This is a genomic window from Acinetobacter sp. Q186-3, assembly GCF_013420655.1.
GTDB lineage: Bacteria > Pseudomonadota > Gammaproteobacteria > Pseudomonadales > Moraxellaceae > Acinetobacter > Acinetobacter indicus.
This window is the reverse complement of the sequence record NZ_VOXS01000013.1, coordinates 49,505-69,771: the sequence shown is the minus strand read 5'-3', so window position 1 is coordinate 69,771 and position 20,267 is coordinate 49,505. Positions and strand designations below refer to the sequence as shown.

General features: G+C 45.6%; 17 protein-coding genes and 1 pseudogene. 6 read left to right on the top strand and 12 right to left on the bottom strand.

Annotated elements, in window-relative coordinates; genetic code table 11:
• A pseudogene (locus tag FTT64_RS11115) lies at positions 1-110 on the top strand (IS5/IS1182 family transposase); the annotation flags it as partial.
• Between the two features lie 161 nt (positions 111-271).
• Positions 272-1,549, top strand: coding sequence for an MFS transporter (locus FTT64_RS11110; protein WP_180182393.1), 1,278 nt, complete (start codon positions 272-274; stop codon positions 1,547-1,549).
• Between the two features lie 53 nt (positions 1,550-1,602).
• Here the strand turns inward: FTT64_RS11110 and FTT64_RS11105 are convergent, their stop codons facing one another.
• The 7 genes from FTT64_RS11105 to FTT64_RS11075 form a co-directional block, all read right to left on the bottom strand.
• Positions 1,603-3,099: an NAD(P)/FAD-dependent oxidoreductase gene (locus tag FTT64_RS11105; RefSeq protein WP_180182392.1), complete on the bottom strand. Its 1,497-nt coding sequence runs from the start codon at positions 3,097-3,099 to the stop codon at positions 1,603-1,605.
• Positions 3,100-3,111: 12 nt separating this feature from the next.
• A complete protein-coding gene (locus tag FTT64_RS11100; protein ID WP_104473219.1) occupies positions 3,112-3,951 on the bottom strand; it encodes an alpha/beta fold hydrolase in 840 nt (279 codons plus the stop codon).
• 156 nt (positions 3,952-4,107) lie between these two features.
• Positions 4,108-5,910, bottom strand: a complete 1,803-nt coding sequence (locus FTT64_RS11095; protein WP_127799148.1) for an acyl-CoA dehydrogenase C-terminal domain-containing protein — start codon at positions 5,908-5,910, stop codon at positions 4,108-4,110.
• 208 nt (positions 5,911-6,118) lie between these two features.
• Positions 6,119-7,099, bottom strand: a complete 981-nt coding sequence (locus FTT64_RS11090; protein ID WP_005177998.1) for a nitronate monooxygenase family protein — start codon at positions 7,097-7,099, stop codon at positions 6,119-6,121.
• 11 nt (positions 7,100-7,110) lie between these two features.
• A complete protein-coding gene (locus FTT64_RS11085) occupies positions 7,111-7,899 on the bottom strand; it encodes an enoyl-CoA hydratase-related protein (RefSeq protein ID WP_104491837.1) in 789 nt (262 codons plus the stop codon).
• 34 nt (positions 7,900-7,933) lie between these two features.
• Positions 7,934-8,857 carry a glyoxylate/hydroxypyruvate reductase A gene (locus tag FTT64_RS11080; RefSeq protein ID WP_180182391.1) on the bottom strand — a complete coding sequence of 308 codons (924 nt, stop codon included), beginning with the start codon at positions 8,855-8,857 and terminating at the stop codon, positions 7,934-7,936.
• The gene (locus FTT64_RS11075) at positions 8,854-9,609 is read right to left on the bottom strand and encodes a class II aldolase/adducin family protein (RefSeq protein ID WP_180182390.1); all 756 of its coding nucleotides are present in this window, start codon (positions 9,607-9,609) and stop codon (positions 8,854-8,856) included. Before FTT64_RS11075 ends, FTT64_RS11080 begins: the two co-directional genes overlap by 4 nt.
• Before the next feature lie 110 nt (positions 9,610-9,719).
• Between FTT64_RS11075 and FTT64_RS11070 the strand changes: the two genes are divergently transcribed.
• A complete protein-coding gene (locus FTT64_RS11070; RefSeq protein ID WP_104473214.1) occupies positions 9,720-10,157 on the top strand; it encodes a PaaI family thioesterase in 438 nt (145 codons plus the stop codon).
• Between the two features lie 117 nt (positions 10,158-10,274).
• On the opposite strand, the gene FTT64_RS11065 is transcribed toward FTT64_RS11070, so the two are convergent.
• Genes FTT64_RS11065 through FTT64_RS11055 form a run of 3 tightly spaced genes read right to left on the bottom strand, consistent with a single transcriptional unit; the run spans position 10,275 to position 13,807 of the window.
• The gene (locus FTT64_RS11065) at positions 10,275-11,486 is read right to left on the bottom strand and encodes a 3-oxoadipyl-CoA thiolase (RefSeq protein ID WP_005178011.1); all 1,212 of its coding nucleotides are present in this window, start codon (positions 11,484-11,486) and stop codon (positions 10,275-10,277) included.
• 24 nt (positions 11,487-11,510) lie between these two features.
• A complete protein-coding gene (locus tag FTT64_RS11060; protein WP_180182389.1) occupies positions 11,511-13,031 on the bottom strand; it encodes a 3-hydroxyacyl-CoA dehydrogenase in 1,521 nt (506 codons plus the stop codon).
• 2 nt (positions 13,032-13,033) lie between these two features.
• On the bottom strand, positions 13,034-13,807 hold the full coding sequence (locus FTT64_RS11055; RefSeq protein ID WP_127799140.1) for an enoyl-CoA hydratase: 774 nt from the start codon (positions 13,805-13,807) through the stop codon (positions 13,034-13,036).
• A 605-nt stretch (positions 13,808-14,412) separates the two neighbouring features.
• Here FTT64_RS11055 and FTT64_RS11050 point away from each other — a divergent pair.
• The 3 genes from FTT64_RS11050 (at position 14,413) to FTT64_RS11040 (ending at position 18,336) form a co-directional block, all read left to right on the top strand.
• Positions 14,413-15,711, top strand: coding sequence for an MFS transporter (locus FTT64_RS11050; protein WP_005178018.1), 1,299 nt, complete (start codon positions 14,413-14,415; stop codon positions 15,709-15,711).
• A gap of 142 nt (positions 15,712-15,853) precedes the next feature.
• A complete protein-coding gene (locus FTT64_RS11045; protein ID WP_005178021.1) occupies positions 15,854-17,116 on the top strand; it encodes a DcaP family trimeric outer membrane transporter in 1,263 nt (420 codons plus the stop codon).
• A gap of 17 nt (positions 17,117-17,133) precedes the next feature.
• Positions 17,134-18,336 carry an MFS transporter gene (locus FTT64_RS11040; RefSeq protein WP_180182388.1) on the top strand — a complete coding sequence of 401 codons (1,203 nt, stop codon included), beginning with the start codon at positions 17,134-17,136 and terminating at the stop codon, positions 18,334-18,336.
• A gap of 565 nt (positions 18,337-18,901) precedes the next feature.
• On the opposite strand, the gene FTT64_RS11035 is transcribed toward FTT64_RS11040, so the two are convergent.
• Both FTT64_RS11035 and FTT64_RS11030 read right to left on the bottom strand, forming a co-directional pair.
• Positions 18,902-19,558: a 3-oxoacid CoA-transferase subunit B gene (locus tag FTT64_RS11035; protein WP_005178031.1), complete on the bottom strand. Its 657-nt coding sequence runs from the start codon at positions 19,556-19,558 to the stop codon at positions 18,902-18,904.
• Positions 19,558-20,229, bottom strand: coding sequence for a 3-oxoacid CoA-transferase subunit A (locus tag FTT64_RS11030; RefSeq protein ID WP_005178033.1), 672 nt, complete (start codon positions 20,227-20,229; stop codon positions 19,558-19,560). The genes FTT64_RS11035 and FTT64_RS11030 overlap by 1 nt, the downstream gene beginning before the upstream one ends.
• Between the last annotated feature and the right edge of the window lie 38 nt (positions 20,230-20,267).

Here is a 20,267-nt window from a genome sequence, read left to right as displayed (position 1 = left end):
TTGCTAGATTAAAGCAATTTAGAGGAATTGCCACACGCTATGACAAGCTAAAGCAAAGCTATGAAAATTCTGTTGCCTTAGCTTGTATCTTTATTTGGCTACCATTATGAAATGTCAACAGACCCTAGTCTTTGGTCTAAAAATAAAGAAAAACAAGATTTCTCTATACGAAATATAAGGTTTTTTGCTGAAAACTAAACTCATGAATAATGAGTAATAACCATGAAAAATTATTCATAAAACAAGAACGAATGATGAAAGGATATCAGTGATGACGCAAAAAGCTTCAGTGATGGTGGCTGAGCAGGTACAAGCTCAGCCAGAGAAAATATGGAAAACCGCTTTTATTTTATGTTTTTTTATTCTGCTTGCCGACGGGATTGATCTGGCTTTTCTCGCCTACAGCCTGACCAGTATTAAAGCAGAATTTAACCTTACTACTGTTCAGGCCGGTGCGCTGGGCAGCTGGAGTCTGGTGGGTGGTGTAATTGGCGGTCTGATTGGCGGATGGGCCTGTGACCGATTTGGCCGGGTTAAAGTTATTGTATTTTATATGATTCTGGCCTCAAGTTTGTCCTGTACCTTGGGTTTTGTCGATTCCTATTATCAGTTTCTGATTGTGCGGAGTATTGCAGCCATTGGCCTTGGCTCACTTTATATTGCCTGTAATACCTTAATGTCCGAGTATGTGCCGACCAAATATCGAACTACGGTACTTGCGGCTTTAATGACCGGTTTTACCTTGGGTTCATTATGTGCCACTTTGCTGGCCGGCTGGATTATTCCTGAGTATGGCTGGCGTATGCTGTACTGGATTACGATTTTCCCTATTTTTCTTGCCTTTTTAATGTACTTTCTGGTGCCGGAGCCTGAATCCTGGTTACGTTCTCGTGAGCACAAGCGTCAGGAAGCTTTACATAGCAAAGTGAAAATCAAAAAACAGAATCCTTATCTGGTCATCTTAAAAGACAAAAAACATCGCTGGATGTTTATGCTGTGGATTTTAAGTGCCGGTGCCCTGCAGTTTGGTTATGCCGGTTTAAGTAACTGGCTTCCGGCATACCTGGAGTCTGATCTTGGCATCAGTTTTAAAGAAATGACCGGTTATATGGTCGGCACATTTTTAATCATGATTTTTGCCAAAGTGGTGGCCGGCATTCTGGCAGACCGTTTTGGCCGCCGTGCGTTATTTGCCTTTGGCACCATGGGAACGGCATTATTTTTGCCGGTCATTATCTACTTTAATACCCCCACCAATATTTTATATTTGATGCTGATGTTTGGCTTTCTCTATGGCATGCCTTTTGCCATTAATGCCACCTATATGACTGAAAGTTTTCCGACCTCCATTCGCGGTACGGCAGTCGGTGGTGCATTTAATATTGGCCGAATTGGTGCGGTATTTGCGCCCTTAACCATTGGTTATTTTGCCCAAGGCGGTTCTATTGGAACGGGCTTACTGATTATGGCTGCGGCCTATTTTATCTGCGGTCTGATACCTGCGCTATTTATTAAAGATCGTTTATACGATCCGCAAAAGGCCAATTAAACATATTAAAAACCAGTCTGATGACTGGTTTTTTAATAGCTCAGGTACGCCATTTAAACAGCATTCTGCTGAGGATTCTCAATATAGTGAAAGTGATAGCCACTGCGCATAAACTGCCGGTTCTTGTCTCTAAAGGAATGAGCAAAGTCCGGCCAGATTAAGGTCAGTTTGCGGCTGACCGGATCAAGATACCAGCTTTTACAGCCTTCCGACAGCCAGACACTGCCCTGAGACAGTTGCTGTAACTGCTCCATATAGGCATCTTCTGCGGCCTGATCTGCTTCAAACACCTGAATCTGTTCCTGTTCAAAAAATTCGAGTGCATCCAGCACCAGATCAAACTGCACTTCCAGAAAATACAAGGCAGAATTATGTCCACTGCCGGTATTCGGTCCATTTAAAATAAATAAATTGGGGAAATTATGTACTGTAGTCGACTGATAGCCCTGCATGCCACTTGACCACTGCTGTTCCAGACTTAAGCCATGTTTACCCAGCACTTTTGCTGCATACGGTGGCCGTGCCGCTTCAAAACCGGTGGCGAAAATAATTACATCGGCTGGGAAATATTGTCCTGACTGGCTGATCACGCCTTCTGGTGAGACTTCTGCCAGCGCGGAATCTTCCAGCGTGACATGCGGCTGTAAAAAAGTTGGATAATAGGTATTTGATAATAAAATCCGCTTACAGCCCGGCTCATAATGTGGTGTCAGTTTACGCTGTAATTCAGCATCATCAATCTGCTGTTTTAGAAACTGTAAGCAGGATTTTTTGACCCGCTGAATATGACTTTTTAAATTACGGCGCTGGGCAAAATTAAACTCATTATCCCAGAACAAGGAATGGCGTAAAGCCGCCATACTTTCCGGATCTTTACGAAATAGCTGTTTTTCCGTTTCGCTATAAGGCCGGTCCGGTCGCGGTAAAATATAGGGTGCACTGCGCTGCAACACGGTTAGGTTTTTGGCAAGTTTCGCCACTTCCGGCACCAGCTGAATTGCTGATGCGCCGGAACCGACCACCACCACGTGTTGATCAGCCAAATCAACCTGATGATTCCAGCGTGCAGAATGCATCACCTGCCCCTGAAATTGAGCCAAACCAGGAATATCCGGGAGATGCTCATCGGCCAGATGCCCTGTGGCGGTAATTAAAAACTCGGCCTGATACGCTCCTTGTGAAGTCTGAATTTCCCAGATTCTTTGTGCTGTATTCCAGTGGGCTTTTTCCAGTGCTGTATTAAAATCAATATACGGGCGGATTTGCTCCTGATCACAACATTGAACCAGATAACGCTGGATTTCTGCTCCTTGCGGAAAAATACGCGACCAGTACGGATTTTTAATAAAAGAAAAAGAATACAGATGCGACGGCACATCACAAGCCACACCCGGATAGGTATTATCCCGCCAGGTTCCACCGACTTCTGTTGCCCGTTCAATGATTTTAAAATCATCGATGCCCTGTTGTTTGAGCCGAATGGCCATGCCCAAGCCACCAAAACCGCTACCGACAATTAAAATTTTGCTACGCTGTACATGAGCTTGCATGCTGCTTCTCCTTTAAGGTGCAAATCGCTGGATTTTCTGGTTAATCGGATATTGCTCGGGATGCTGATTAAACTGGTTAATCAGCTGCACAATCTCCGCCGGTGCTTCTATATGCAAGGCATGTCCGGAATGAATTTCGACATAACGGCTGCGTTCAATCGAGGCAAACAGTAACTTGGCTTGAGCCAAAGGAATCATGCGGTCTTCATGACAGGCCACAATTAAGGTATCTGCGGTAATATCAGCCAGAATATTGCTGATATCGAGGTGATAGTTCATTTCACGCTGTCTGGCTGCATCAGCAGAGGGCGTAACAAAGCGTGCCAGCTCCAGAACCTGCTGTTCAGTGCGTAAAGACAGGTAGTGATCACTGTATAAACAGTAATTTACAAAATGTGGCAATGCCTTGGATTGTTCATTAAATAACTGCTGCCAGATGGTATTGCGCAGTTGCTGCACCGAACTGGTTTTGACCCATCCTGCCAATAAAATCAACTGTGAAATTCGTTGTTGTAACTTGGCCGCGACCTGGGCGGCAATCACAGCACCCAAAGAATAACCGACCACGGTAATCGGTTCATTCTCCGCCACTGCATGCTGAATTAAAGCTTCTACCTGCTCGCTAAAATCTGTCAGCTTTAAATCCGCTTTCTCCGGTGTATAGAGGTCAATCGAAAGCACGCGCTGATGAATGCCCAGCATCGGGAAAATATAATTAAAATGTTTTTGGGTATTACCACCCGTACCATGAATTAAAATGATGGTTGGATGTACGGAGGGCTGGCCGACTTCATGATAGGTCAGCTGGGTACTCGCATAGGGAAACTGTTGTGAACGTGCGTCTAATTCCATATAGACTCCTGATCTTGTTATTTTATCTGCAATTGATCTGGTAAAATTCTACTTGTGATGCTCTTCAAGCAATGAAACCTGAACTATTTTTGCTATAGAGAACAGGCTTAAAAAAATACACCCACAGTAGGCTCTCTCTGTGGGTGCAAAAGCGGATTAATCAAATTTAAATTCTTCTGGCGTCAGCAGGAACAGGCTTGCTCCACCGGCCTGAATATTGGCGCGATGCGTACAGGTTCTTGGCAAAATACGTTCAAAGTAGAATTGAGCCGTTTTTACTTTAGCTGCATAGTACGGATCGCTTTGTCCTTCATCGACGCGTTGTTGTGCCACAACCGCCATCTTGAGCCAGAGATACGCAAACACCACATAGCCTGAGAAATATAAATAATCAACAGAGGCTGCACCAATTTCATTGGCAGATTGTTGTGCCTGCGTCTGGATCAGTTGAGTCAGCTCCAGCCATTGCTGGGTCAGCTCACCTACCTGCTGTGCATAGCCTGCAAATTGAGGATGGGCCTGTTGCTCTTTAATATAGGCCTGAATTTCATCAGTTAATGCTGTTAATAAGCTGAGTTTTGAACCTAGAACCTTACGTGCCAACAGGTCAATCGACTGGATTTCCGTGGTGCCTTCATATAAACAGGCAATACGCGCATCACGGGCAATTTGCTCCATGCCATGCTCGGCAATATAACCATGACCACCAAAGACCTGCATACCATGTTTGGCGGCTTCCAGTCCGGTTTCTGTCATTAAAGCCTTGGCAATTGGAGTTAATAAAGCCAGACGGTCATCTGCGGCTTTTTTCTCGGCTGCATCTTCAGTCGCTTCAGCAATATCTGCATAAGTGGCTAAGTAGTAAGCCAATGCACGCGAACCTTCAGCAAAGACTTTCTGCGTCAGCAGCATATTACGTACTGCCGGATGCACGATAATTGGATCTGCTGGCAGGTTTGGCGCTTTTGCACCTTCCAGTGAACGCATGGCCAGACGGTCTTTGGCATAGGCCAAGGCACCCTGATAAGAAGATTCAGCTGCCGCCAGACCTTGAATGGCGGTACCAATACGTGCAGAGTTCATAAAGGTGAACATGCAGTTTAGGCCACGGTTTTCAGGACCAATCAGGAAACCTTTGGCATTTTCAAAGTTAAGGACACAGGTGGCATTGCCATGAATACCCATTTTATGTTCGATAGAACTACACACTACGCCATTACGTTCTGCGACATTGCCGTCTTCATCTAAATTAAATTTAGGTACGATAAAGAGTGAAATGCCTTTGGTGCCCGCCGGTGCATCCGGTAAGCGTGCCAAAACGATATGCACAATATTTTCAGCCAGGTCATGTTCACCTGCCGAAATAAAGATTTTTTCACCGCTGATGCTATAGCTGCCATCGGCATTTGGAACCGCTTTGGTACGAATCAGGCCCAAATCTGAACCAGCATGTGATTCGGTCAGACACATGGTACCGGTCCAGCGCCCTGCAATCAGTGGCACCAGGAATTTCTGTTTTTGTTCGTCATTGCCATGATGTTCCAAGGTACGCATTGCACCATGTGACAGGCCCGGATACATGCCCCATGACCAGTTGGTGGCCGTAATAATTTCAGAAATGGCAATCCGGTACAGTGTCGGGAAACCTTGGCCACCGTAGTTTTCATCACCGGTTAATGAGGTAAAGCCCAGTTCAACATATTTATCATAGGCTTCTTTAAAGCCATCTGGTGTGGTCACGACACCATTTTCTAAACGGCAGCCTTGCTGGTCGCCTGTAGCATTAATAGGTAAAAGCTCGTTCTGGCAGAAATCAGCAGCAACTTCTAAATATTGCTCCATAATATCCATAGAGACTTTGTCTTCAAATTTTGCATACCCCTGATATTTTTGTTCAACATCCAGCAAATCTTTCAGCACAAACTTCATATCTTTTAATGGTGCAATATAATTTCTCATCGTAATTCCCTTGTATGAGTCCTGTTCTCAGTATTTATGAGTTAATATTTCATAATACGAAACTATGTTTTAAATCCACTATAATATAATTTGAAAGCTAAAATCTAGTCATGACACAAAAATTCGATTTTTAATTTAATTTTGCCCATAAAAAAATGCCATTCACTGCTGAATGGCATCTTCATTTCTAGCGTACCCTATTGCAGATTTAAACCTGAATCAGCCCTGCCAGACGCTGCTGAATAATCTGTTCAGCATCCTGAATCATCCGCTGAATCAAGTCATCACAACTTGGAATATCATGAATCAGTCCTAAAACCTGCCCGGCAGTAATCAGGCCGGCATCCACATCACCTGTTTCCAAGGCCAGCTTGCCTTTTAAACCACTGACATAAGGGCGGATGTGTTCAAACTCCAGATTCGGGTCCTGACTCATCTGTACCACCAGGTCAGAAACCGAGTTTTTCGCGACCCGTGCGGTATTTCTAAATTGCCGATAGAGTAAATTCGTTGCCCGTTCATCATTGTTTAAATAAAACTGTTTGATGTTGTCATGAATCGGCGCTTCCTGCGTGGCACAAAAACGGGTGCCCATATTAATGCCTTCTGCTCCAAGCGCCAGTGCGGCCACTAAACCGCGACCATCGCCAAAGCCACCGCTGGCAATAATTGGCACCGTGAGCTGATCAGCCGCGGCCGGAATCAGGATTAATCCTGGAATATCGTCTTCACCCGGATGTCCGGCACATTCAAAACCATCAATGGAAATAATATCGGCACCAATTTTCTGTGCTGATAAGGCATGGCGTACCGAGGTACATTTATGAATGACGGTAATACCGTGTTGCTTGAACACTTCAATGTGCTCATGTGGCTTATTGCCTGCAGTTTCGACAATCTTGATGCCACTGTCAATAATTGCCTGCCGATATTCCGCATACGGCGGCGGATTGACTGCGGGCAGCAAGGTTAGGTTGACGGCAAAAGGCTGATCGGTCATTTCCCGGCACCGGGCAATTTCTTGGGCCAAGGCTTCAGGGCTTGGCTGGGTCAAGGCAGTCAGGGTGCCCAATCCGCCGGCATTGGAAACGGCACTGGCCATTTCTGCGGTACCGACCCACATCATACCGCCCTGAATAATCGGGTGGCGGATGCCCAGCATCTGGGTTACACGGGTTTGAATGCTCATGAATACTCTCCTTAGCGGCCAATAAATTGTGCCGGGCGTTTTTCCACAAAGGCCCGTACGCCTTCTTTATAGTCCTGACTGTTTAAGGCCAGATATTGCAGGTTTTGCTCCAGTTCCAGCTGCTGGCTCAGGCTATGCTCAGCACTGCGTTGCAAGGACTGTTTAATTAATGCCAGTGCATAGGTCGGCTGCTTGGCCAGTTGCTGGGCGACTTCAACAATATAATCGTCAAATTCCTGATCGGGTACGGCTTTCCAGATCATGCCCATAATAGCCGCTTCAACAGCAGATACCGGCTCACCCAAGAGCATTAATGCAGCCGCGCGTGCATGACCAATCAGGCGTGGTAACATCCAGGTCCCACCGGCATCTGGAATTAAGCCAATTTTGCAAAAAGCCTGAATAAATTGGGCACTTTCTTTGGCAATCACCAGATCACAGGCCAAAGCGATATTGGCGCCTGCACCAGCAGCCACCCCATTCACTGCTGCAATCACCGGTTTTGGACTATGCCGGATCAGCTCAACCAAAGGATTATAATATTTGGCCAGTGAGCCTTCTGAGGGTAAAGGAATGTGTGCCAGTTGTCCGGAGCGTTCTTTTAAATCCTGCCCGGCAGAGAAAGCTCGGCCATTGCCACGAATGACAATGACCCGGACTGCTGCATCTTGGCTCCAGTCTTTGAGCGCATGTTGAACTTCCTGATGCATTGTCACATTAAAACTGTTTAAACAGTCTGGACGATTGAACCTCAGTATCGCCACGCCCTGGCTCAATTCGGTTTGAATGGTTGTGAACATCTTTAATATCCTTTTTTATTCTTCTGGTTTTATCCTAATAACCTTTGGTCAGATCGACCTGATTACATAACGGCAAATTGGCCTGTATGCGGCGGTCATTTTCCAGAATCTGCTCGACTACCACCGACATCGGAGCATGCGAGGCAATGTGTGGTGTGACTACAATCTTGTCATGCTGCCAGAATGGATGATCTGCGGCCAACGGTTCTTCATCAAATACATCGACAATTGCACCGCGTAAATGCCCAGAATCCAGCGCTTTGAGCAGGTCCTGCTCGACCAGATGCTGACCACGGCCGACCTGAATCAAGACGGCCTGCTCTGGTAACTGCTGAAACAAGACCTCAGATAAAATAGCGGTATTGTCTGCGGTTAAGGGCATTAAATTAATCAGAATCTGACTCTGAGCTAAAAACTCCGCCAGCTGCTCGGTCCCGACATAGCTTTTTACCTGGGCTAAATCTTTGGCCGAAGTGGACCAGCCAGAAACCTGGTAACCCATGGCGGCAAAGCGCTCTGCCACATAGCCGCCCATGTGTCCCAGCCCCATAATCCCAATCTGGATATGATGGCTATAACTCTGACGATGCTGTTTCCAGATCTGCTGCTGTTGCTGCTGCAACATCCGGTCGAAATAACGCTGATAATACAGCACACCCCAAAGCAAATAATCGAACATACCTTTTTGATGATGCTCATCTAAGACCCGGCATACAAACTGCTCTGCACTCACTTCATTCAAGTTCAGATGTTCAACCCCGGCCGCAATTGAATGAATCACTTGCAATTTGGGCAGAGTTTTCAGGTATGGCATATCGGGAAACCAGCATGCGGCTGTGGTGGCCTCTTTGGCTTCAAGACTTTGTGCAACACAAACACTGTTTGGAGGAGCGTATTTTTCAAATACTTTAACCAGAATCTTCTGGATATCGGGAAGCGTACTGGAAATGACAATCATGCGCTGTACTCCGCCTGTTGATGCTCAATCAGCGACAAGGCCGCCAGCCAGGCACGCTGTAAAATCGGCTCAACCAGTGGACTGGCAAACTGTTTGGCGGTTTTAACACAAACCTCTTCACTTGGATAATGCAACTCTGCACCGCCACTTAAAGCCTTGACCTGTGCCTGACAAGCCCGCTCCAGAAAATAAATTTCATGAAAAGCGCGTGCAATCGATTCGCCAGCCACCAGCAGACCATGGTTGCGTAAAATCATGGCACGATGACCGGACAAATCTGCAATCAAGCGTTCCTGCTCATCGGTAGACAGTGCCACGCCCTCATACTCGTGATAAGCCAGATGCTGATAGAACTTCAAGGCATGCTGCGAAATAGGCAATAAACCGTGTTTCTGGGCCGACACGGCAATTCCATCTGCGGTATGGGTATGAATGACACAATTCAGATGCGGATGCGCTGCATGAATTGCAGAATGAATTACAAAACCCGCCATATTGACCGGTTTTTCCTGTTCATAGCTTTCTACCACTGCTCCGGCATGATTAATCTTGACCAGGGTGGAGGCCTGCATTTTTTCAAAGGCCACACCATACTGATTAATCAAAAAACAGTCGGGCTGATCGGGCAGCCGTAAACTGATATGGGTGTCAATTAAATCGGTCATTTTGTAATGCGCAATGATGCGATACAGTGCCGCCAGCTCACATCGGGCTTGCCATTCGGCAGCTGTGACAAGGTTTTTTATTGTCATCGTTCCATCCTGGAATATATAGCATTATGTTCACTTTAATGTTATATCATACTTTTAATAAAACAGAATATTATTTCATAGAGCGAAATAATGGATAAGAAGGAGCCTGTATGTCGACATCACAAATGAATGGACTCGCGTATTTAACCGCTATCAAGAATGGTGAAATTGCCAGCTCACCCATGAGTGAAATTATTCCCATGCGTCTGACCGTCGTACGTGAAAATTATGTGGAATATGAGGTACGACCAGATCATCGCCATTTCAATTTACAAGGCGGTATTCATGGCGGTTTTTGTGCCACCGTGCTGGACAGTACTACGGGTGCTGCTGTACACACCACTGTCGATGCCGGGGTCAGTTTTTCAACGATTGATTTAAACGTAAAAATGCTCAAAGCCATGCAAAGTGGCGAAACCTATACCGCCATTGGTGAAGTGATTCGCGTCGGCCGTAACGTACTGACTTCAGAAGGTCGTATTGTCGATCAAGATGGTAAAGTCTATGCCTTTGGTTCGGCCACTTTACTGGTGACCAAGCGCGCTTGATTCCGACCAGAACTAGCCTATCCCTGCATCTGCGGGGATTTTTTATGGCTAAATATTTAACAAAAAAATGCCATGCATATTAGATATGCATGGCATTTAATTTCGACTTAAACCAGTTTAGGCTGCTTCAGGGTTTTCAATGACCATTGCAAGACCTTGACCCAAGCCAATACACAGGCTGATCACGGCATATTTTTTACCTGTGCGCTGTAATTGACGTGCAACGGTCAAGGCTAAACGTGCACCAGAACAACCCAGTGGATGGCCAATCGCAATCGCACCACCATTTGGATTGACCCGCGGATCATCAAAGGCCACATCCAGACCTTTTAAGCAGGACAATACCTGGCTGGCAAACGCTTCGTTAATCTCGATAATATCCATATCATCTAGGGTTAAACCCGCGCGTTGTACTGCTTTTTTGATCGCTTCAATTGGCCCCGCACCCATGATGCGTGGCTCAATGCCGGCTGCTGCAGAAGACAGGATACGCGCCAAAGGTTTTAAGCCATACTGTTCCTGAACTTTTTCACTGCCGATAATCAGTGCTGCAGCGCCGTCATTGATACCTGATGCATTCCCTGCTGTGACCACACCACCTTCAAATAGGGGTTTCAGCTTGGTTAATGCTTCAAATGTTGAAGATGCACGCGGATGTTCATCTTCAGTGACCTGTTTAGGCGGTAATTTACGCCCTTGTGAAACTTCAATTGGAGTAATTTCACCTTCAAAGAATCCTGCTTCTTTGGCTGCCTGATATTTTGCCTGTGATGCAGCGGCAAAGGTATCGGCCTGTTCACGGCTAATGCCAAATTCTTCCGCTACATTGTCACCGGTTTCTGGCATGCTGTGTGCGCCAAATTGAGCGGTAAATTTACGGTTCGGGAAACGGGTTCCGATGGTGGTGTCATACATTTTTGCATCACGCGAAAAGGCTGTTTCTGCTTTCGCCAATACAAAAGGTGCACGTGACATGCTTTCTACGCCACCAGCAATATAGACATCGCCTTCACCTGCGGTGATGGCACGTGCCGAATCAATCACGGCACCTAAACCAGATGCACATAAACGGTTTACGGTCTGGCCCGGTACAGTCACTGGCATACCGGCTAAAAGTGCGGCAAAACGTGCTACGTTACGGCTGTCTTCACCGGCCTGGTTGGTGCTACCGAAAATCACATCTTCGACATCGGCAGCTGGAATACCGGTTTTTTCCAGCAGGTTTTTAATCACGGTTGCAGCCAGATCATCTGGACGCACACTTGACAAACTGCCGGCATGACGACCGATTGGTGAACGTAAACCATCATAAATATATGCATTTAACATGAGTGTTATTCCCTTAACTTTAGATTAATTAGAACTATGAACAAGTGGCAGACCCAACTGGACGCGACGGCGTAACCATGGGCTTGGACGATAACGCTGATCGCGGGTAATGTCGGTCATGCGATCCAGAATTTTCAGAATTTTTTCCGCGCCTAAAACATCGCCCCATTCAATTGGACCATGCGGATAACCCAGACCCAGTTTCACGGCGATATTAATATCTTCAACTGTGGCAACACCTTGCTGGGCAATATCACAGCCCAGGTTTACAATCATGGCCAACGCACGCTGCGCCACAAAACCGACACTTTCCTGAATAATGCTGGCTGTCACACCATCCAGATTAAAAATAGATTGCGCCGCCTGGGTCAGTTCAGCTTTGGTCACAAAAGTCGGCATTAAAGTGCGGTGTTTATTCAGGCCATAGAGCAGATCAATACACACCACCTGCTGTGGGGCAACGCCATAACGTACAGCCGCCGAAGTGGCATCTTCACCATAGGTGGCAATGAGCACCAGTGCATCTTGAGATGGCTGTTCAGACTGCTCCACCAGAATATTGAACTGTTGCAGATATTGCTCCAGCGCCTGACGGTCGTCGCTATATTCGGTGCCTAACCAGACCGATGGATATTGCGCCAGTTTTTCAGCCAGTACTGGTGCAACATCACCCTGTTTGCTGCCAGAAGTGTAGTCATAAAAACCTTTACCGGTTTTACGGCCCAGTTGCTTGGCAATAAAACGCTGACGGGTAATTACGCTTGGACGGTAACGTGCTTCTTCATAATACTGATGATAAATCGACTCACTGACCGGATGCGATACATCCATGCCGGTTAGATCGCCCAGCTCGAATGGTCCCATCTTAAAACCGATCCCATCACGGTAAATCCGGTCAATGTCATAAAATGGCGTGACATTTTCATTCAGGATAGCATAGGCTTCACTGCCAAAGGCACGGCCGGCATGGTTAATAATAAATCCTGGAGTATCTTTGGCTTTCACTGGACGATGGCCCATCTTGATCGAGAGTTGAGTCAAGGCATCCAGAATATCGGCACGGGTATTAAAGCCTTCAATCACTTCCACCACTTTCATTAGCGGTACCGGATTAAAGAAATGATAGCCTGCAATACGTTCTGGTTGACTGCAGTTGGCTGCAATGGCACTGATCGACAATGAAGACGTATTCGACGCCAGAATTGCTTCCGGTTTGACAATCGCTTCCAGTTGTTGCATCAGCTTCTGTTTGATTTCCAGATTTTCAATAATGGCCTCTACCACCAGATCACAATCTTTTAAATCTTCCAGTTGCTCGGCAATTGAAAGACGGGCAAGATCTTCAGCGGCTTTTTCATGACTGAATTTGCCTTTATCTGCCAGGGTATTCAGGGTTTTGGCCAGTTTTTCCTGAGCCTGCTCTGCAGCGCCAGCTTTGGCATCAAACAGGACCACATCATGGCCAGACTGAATGGCAATTTGGGCAATTCCGGCACCCATGGTACCGACACCAATAATCCCGATTTTCTGAATATGTACAGTCATGCTTATCGTCCCTGATAATTTGGTTTACGTTTTTCAATAAAGGCCTGCATGCCTTCTTTCTGGTCTTCAGAAGCAAACAGCATCTGGAATGATTTGCGTTCCAGGCTTAGCCCCGCATTCAACGGTACATCTTCTGCCAGTAAGGCCACTTCTTTAATCTGTTCCAGGGCAATTGGTGGCAGTTTTGCCAGACCTTCAGCCATCTTGATGGCCGTGGCAATGGTTTCGCTGTCTTCAGTTACTTGAGAGACCAGACCAATTTGATAGGCTTCTGGTGCCGGCACCAGACAGCCGGTCATGATGATGCGCATGGCATGGAATTTCCCCACGGCACGGAACAGGCGCTGTGTACCACCGGCGCCTGGCATGACCCCAACTTTGACTTCAGGCTGACCAAAGGTCGCGCTCTTGCCGGCAATAATAATATCGGCGTGCATGGCCAGTTCACAGCCACCACCTAAGGCATAACCATTAACCGCGGCAATGACCGGTTTGGCGCATTGTGCAATCGCCTGCCAGTAACGCTCAGTACGACGCTGCATCATTTGAATGGTTTCTGCATTGGCCAGCTCTTTCAGGTCGGCACCTGCAGCAAAATCCTGCTCTCCGCCGGTCAGTACAATGGCGCGAATATTGACATCATCATTCAGTTGACGAAAAGCTTCAGCCAGTTTCTGGCGTACTTCAGTATTTAAGGCGTTTTTTGCTTCAGGTCGATGGATTTTCACCAGTGCGACATGAGCATTGATTTGTTCTACTTGAACGACCTGTTCCATGTAAATCTCCATTTATTTTGTATAGCGAAAATTTATTTTGTATAAAAATTAAGGTTTATTCCCCCGGAATGCAAGTTTTTTTGCGGATAAAGCGTAAAAAAGATATTTTTATTAAAAAATAGACAAAAGATCTTGTTATAAACTGTGTTTTATGATTAATTGATTTCGTATAACGAAATTACACGAGATTATTTAATTTTTCTTGAAAATTTTGGCTTGTAGCTGGCTTAGCTTGCAATTGGCTTATCTATAAATAAGACATTGTTTTATATTGATTTAGTTTTTATATCCTGAAACCAGATCAAGATAAACAGAGCATTGAGGTTATAAGCTGGATGGAATTTTACAAGTGAATTGAACCATTCATATAGAAGTAAGTGTTGAGAAACGAAATATTAGTTCATTTGAATAATAAGTATGTATCACAAATGACATAGTTGTTATTTAAATGACGCGATAGCAGACACAACAGGTTCAATCAGGATGTTTGAGCGGTGCTGTTAAAAGAGCGTGTTCTCAAGCCCGAATAAATCAGAAGTCATGCATACATGACTTTGTTAGGCGGTAGCACAGGAGTGCTGCTTTATAAAGTAGAGGATATAACAATGACAACCGAAACAATCGAAACCAGAGAGAATAGGCAACCCATCTCTGCTGAGGAACCAATCAAACAGGCACCCAAACGTCTGTGGGTTACAGCCTTTATCTTTGCGTTCCTGATCTTGCTTTGTGACGGTGCCGATATTGGTATTTTGGCCTTCAGTCTCACCAGTCTGAAAGCAGAATGGGGATTAACCTCAATGCAGGCCGGTGCTTTGGGGAGCTGGTCGTTATTTGGTATGGGAATTGGCGGATTTATTGGCGGCTGGGCCTGTGACCGCTTTGGCCGTGTCCGGGTAATTGTTGTGGCAACAATTTCCTTCTCCATCCTTTCAGCTTATTCAGGTTTTGCACAGTCTTATACTGAATTTGCAATTTTACGTACCCTCTCATGTTTAGGTTTGGGCTGTTTATATATTGCCTGTAATACCTTGATGTCAGAGTATGTCCCAACCAAATATCGTACTACGGTACTGGCTACCCTGATGACTGGTTTTACCCTGGGTTCACTGGTTATCACCATGCTGTCTGGCTGGATTATTCCTGAATACGGCTGGCGTATGCTGTACTGGATCACCATTGCGCCATTGGCTTTAGGTATTCTAATGCACTTCCTGGTTCCTGAGCCTGAGTCTTGGAAGCGCGTGCGTGAAATGAAACGTACTGGCCAGCTTGTGGACACTACCGCGAAAAAAGGTAATCCGTACATCACCATTCTGAAAGACAAGACCCACGGCAAGATGTTTATCTTATGGTCATTTAGTTCTGGTTTCCTGCTGTTCGGTTACTTCGGTGTGAGTAACTGGTTGCCAACCTACCTGGAAGCAGAATTAGGCATTAAATTCAAGGAAATGGCGCTGTACATGATTGGTACCTTCCTGACCATGATTTTCGCCAAAGTCATTGCCGGATATGTGGCAGATAAAATTGGTCGCCGTATTGTGTTCGCTTTCGGCACCATGGGAACTGCGCTGTTTATTCCAGTGGTGGTGTATATGCATACCCCTGAAAATATCGGTGTTTTAATGCTGATCTTTGGTTTCCTGTACGGTATTCCATACGCAATTAATGCAACTTATCTGACCGAGAGTTTCCCAACAACGGTGCGTGGTACAGCGGTTGGTGGTGCATTCAACATTGGCCGTGTAGGTGCCGTATTTGCTCCAATCACCATCGGTTATTTGGCCATGAATGGTTCTATTGGTACCGGCCTGATGGTTATGGGTGCAGCGTACTTCCTGTGCGGTTTAATTCCTGCCCTGTTTATTAAAGACCGCTTATACGATCCTCAAAAGGCAGAATAAGTCCCGGTCTGGAGGGTGAGCATTTATGGTCGCCCTCCCCATTCCATCTTCACGTTCAACAATCATCTTGATTTAAAAATTGCTGCAACCGAAAGGCACATCACCTTTCATTATTTGAAAAAATTTCTTTAGGGATTAAGAAATGAAAAAATTAGTTTTAGCCACTTTATGCGGTATCGCTTCAGGTCAGGTGTTTTCAGCAGAGGTGTCTGAAGATCGTATCCAGTTTTTAGAATCTCAGTTAAAGCAGATTCAGGCCGAACTGGAACAGCAAAAAGCCACTCAATTAGATTTAAAGGCCAAGCAGGAAGAAACCAAAGCCAAGGATGCTAAAACCCTCAGCGCGATGCTGGATAATGTGGATGTCTATGGCCTGATTCGCCTGGATGGTGCAGTTGATTTTGAAAGCACCACAAAATCACGCGGTCGTACCATTAACCAGATTAATCAGGAACTGCATGAGCCAGATTCAGTACGCTCAGCCTTTACACTGGCGGCTAGCCGGGTCGGTTTTCTAGCCAAAGATATTGGCGGTAATCCGAATATTTCTGCACGTGTAGAGGCCGATTTCTGGACCAATGGGGGTAAAGGTGATGGTGGTTTCCGCATCCGTCATGCACATTTTAAATACTATAACTGGACCTTTGGTCAGGCCTGGTCATTAATGTCTACCCCTGAAATCAGCACCGATGCGGTCGACTATAGCTTGTTGCTGGGTGGTTCGGTTTTGCGTACCCCGCAAATCAGTTATGCCTGGAAACTGGATCCGGAAAACACCTGGAATATCGGTCTGGAATATATGGCAAGTGGAGATCGCTCTTCGGCTTTACCAGCTCTTACCACCAAATATGTGCATCAATCTGGACCATTGCATCTGCTGGCACAGGGCTTCGTCAATGAAAAACAAGCCCAGACTGAAACCGGTGATATTAATAAAGTCGGTTGGGGTGTAGGTGTCGGCGGGCGCTATCATCTTGATGATAAAAACTCGATTCAGGGCAACTATTTTCATATGGTCGGTGACCAGCGCATTGCTTCGTTTTTAGTTCAAGGTTCGACTGTCGATGGTGCTGCTTTGGGGGGTGACTATTCTGTCGATACGGAAAATGATGAATTATTGCTGAACTCCTTCGATAGCTTGAATATTGGTTATACCCACAAGTTCACACCAAAATGGCGCAGCAGTATTGCTGCCAGTCTGGTCGAGTTTGATGACTCCAGTGACTATGCCAAAGCCAACCCAACCACCAATAAACGCTTAACCGATTATGTGGCCAATGTGATTTATTCTCCAGTACCACATATTAATTTAGGTGCAGAATACCATCATGGTAAACAGGAAAAATTTAATGGCCAAGAAGCCGATATTTCCCGTGTGAATTTATCTGCCACCTATCGCTTCTAATACTTGAGGAGACACGGATGTCAGCTCAAGGGCAACAACCCTCACGCCGTTTTATGTTTATGATGGCCATGACCTGCGCACTTTGCGCAGGTTGTAATTATTTTAACCAGCCTTTAATTTATTCAATTGCCCAGGACTTGAATATTAGTCTAGAGCAATCGGGCTGGACAGTGGTATTGACACAGATCGGTTATGCAGCCGGTCTGTTTTTATTTGTGCCGTTGGGCGATTTATTTGAAAAGCGTCTGTATATCTGTAGCCTGATGCTATGTACCGGTCTGGCCCTGATTGGACTGTCTGTCAGCGATAATCTCCAGATGCTGTATGGCTTTACCCTATTGGCCTCGTTCTGTTCCATTACCACCCAGATTCTGATTCCTTTTGCTGCAAACCTGAGCCAACGGGAAAAAAGTGCCGAAGTGGTTGGCCTGCTCATGAGTGGCGTACTGGTCGGTATTTTATTTGCACGTACCGTGGCCGGATTAATTTCAACTTTATGGTCCTGGCATGCGGTGTATCTGTTGAGTGGCTGTTCAATTTTACTGCTCAGCATTGCCATGTGGTATCAATTGCCCACGGCCAGAAGTCAGCTAAAAATGAGTATTCTGCAGATTTACCGCTCTTTATTTACCTTCGCCAAAACAGAACCGATGTTGATGCGCCGCAGCTTAATTGGTGGTTTGGCTTTTGGGATGCTCAGTATTATTTTTACCACCATGACCTTTATTCTGGCGGAAGCCCCCTACCATTTTAATGATTTTGAGATTGGGTTGATGGGGATTGTGGGCGTGGTCGGAATCTGGTCATCGCAATGGACCGGGAAGATGATTGGCCGCCACCGGGAAAAATGGCTGGCGCAGCTGGCAACCAGCGGGCTAATTTTAGCCTGGATTCCCCTGTTTTTTGCCCAAGACCGTTTAGAGCTGTATATTTTAGGCTTGATTATTGCCTATTTTGGTATTTCATCTTTACACGTATTAAACCAGAATCTGGTGTATCGCCTTTCAGTTCAAGCGCGTTCGCGTATTAATGCCATTTATATGACCTGCTATTTTTCCGGTGCTGGCCTGGGCGCATTTTTATCTTTAAATTTATGGAAGATGTATGGCTGGTCGGCTTGTGTGCTGTTGGGATGTGCCTTCGCCCTCCTGATTTTTGCGGTAAACCGCTATGATTTAAGCCGGGAAAAGAATTTAATTAATATTCAGCCACAACCCTAATCCAGACCGTCTAGTCATTCTGTCCTTTATACATCGGCTTTAGGACTGATCTTTTCAGACTGCTGTTTTGCGCTTAGCAAGACCGAAGTCTGAACTACTTTAAAGTCGATTCCTAAATAAAAGCTTCACCTCTTAGCGCTTTCACCGCCTCATTTCACCCGCGGAAACGAGATGATCTGGAATCATATCTTTAGGTTTTAAAACTCATGGCACTGGTTTTAGGGTTTTTATTATTAATCTTTTAAAACTTGAGCCCAGCAAGAGTCCTTTTATCCTAGCTTTGATTTCTGCTCGCAATACTAAAATAAGAAATGCAATGTAGAGAATAAAACAAAAAATTTCTCTCCCTTGGTCGGAAATGAGCAGTGCTGCGACCAAGAAAGAAGGTGTGATCCATCTTCATCCTGAGCCATATCTGATACAAGAGATGGCGTTTTTAATCTTCTTTTAAATATGAATAAAACGAATATTTTGTGATTGATCAAAGAGATTTAATAATTTCAATATAAAAAATCGCAGCCGAAGCTGCGATTTTTTAATTACCTAAAGAAGAAATGAGATGATTTTAAGCCACCTGACGCGCATCAATCAGTTTACAACCAGTTTGCTGCTGCAGTTCGTCAAAGCTCAGCCCATCTACCATTTCAAGTACGAAAGCCTGATTGTCTTTCAGCTCAATTACGCATAAATCGGTATAAATACGGTTAACACAGTGTTTACCGGTAATTGGATAAGTCAGTTCATCCACAATTTTAGCTTCGCCATTTTTGGTGACATGCTCCATACAAACATAGACACAGCGCGCACCGACCGCCAGATCCATGGCACCGCCGACGGCTGGCACCGCATCGGAAGCACCAGTATGCCAGTTGGCCAGATCTCCATTAATTGCCACCTGAAATGCACCCATAATACAGATGTCTAAATGTCCGCCGCGCATAATATCGAAGGAATCAGCAGAATTCATAAAGCTGCCGCCTTCAAGCATACTGACCAGCTCTTTTCCTGCATTAATCAGGTCATTGTCTGGCTGTTCATCTGCACCCAAGGCGGTAAAACCCAAGACACCATTTTCAGAATGTAAAATGACTTCCTGCTCCGGTTTTAAATAGCCTGCCACGCGTGTTGGCAAACCAATTCCTAAATTGACAAAAGAGCCGGTTGGAATGTCTTGTGCGACGCGTTGTACAATCTGTTCACGTGTACGTTTTTGAATATTCATTATTTAATATCTCCAACCTGAACCACATGCTGTACAAAAATGCCCGGCGTTACAATAATTTCAGGATCCAGCTCACCCAGCTCGACAATTTCATGCACCTGGGCAATGGTCGTTTTGGCCGCCTTGGCCATAATCGGACCAAAGTTACGTGCGGCCTTGCGGTAGGTTAAATTACCCCAGCGATCAGCCTGATTGGCATAGATCAAGGCATAATCGGCATGAATCGGATATTCCAGCACATAGTCTTTACCGTTAATGTGGCGGGTTTCTTTGCCTTCTGCGATTTTGGTCCCAAAGCCGGTTGGTGTGAAAATGGCGCCTAGTCCTGCACCGGCGGCCTGAATACGACAAGCCAGATTTCCTTGTGGTACCAGTTCCAGTTCAACTTTTCCGGCTTTATACAAATCTTCAAATACAGTGGAATTATTGGCGCGCGGGAAAGAACAGATCATTTTCTTGACCAGTCCAGACAACAGCAAATTGGTCAGTCCACGATCGCCAGACGCTGCATTATTATTGATAATGGTTAATTCTTTCGGACCAAGATCAATTAATGCTTCAATCAGCTCAATCGGTTGCCCTGCCAGACCAAAACCACTGGTCATAATGTGCGCACCATCAGGAATCTGTTTCAGTATTGCTTCGATATCCTGTGTGATTTTATTCATCATCTTGCTTCCTAGCATCTTTTCTATGTTGCGATATACAG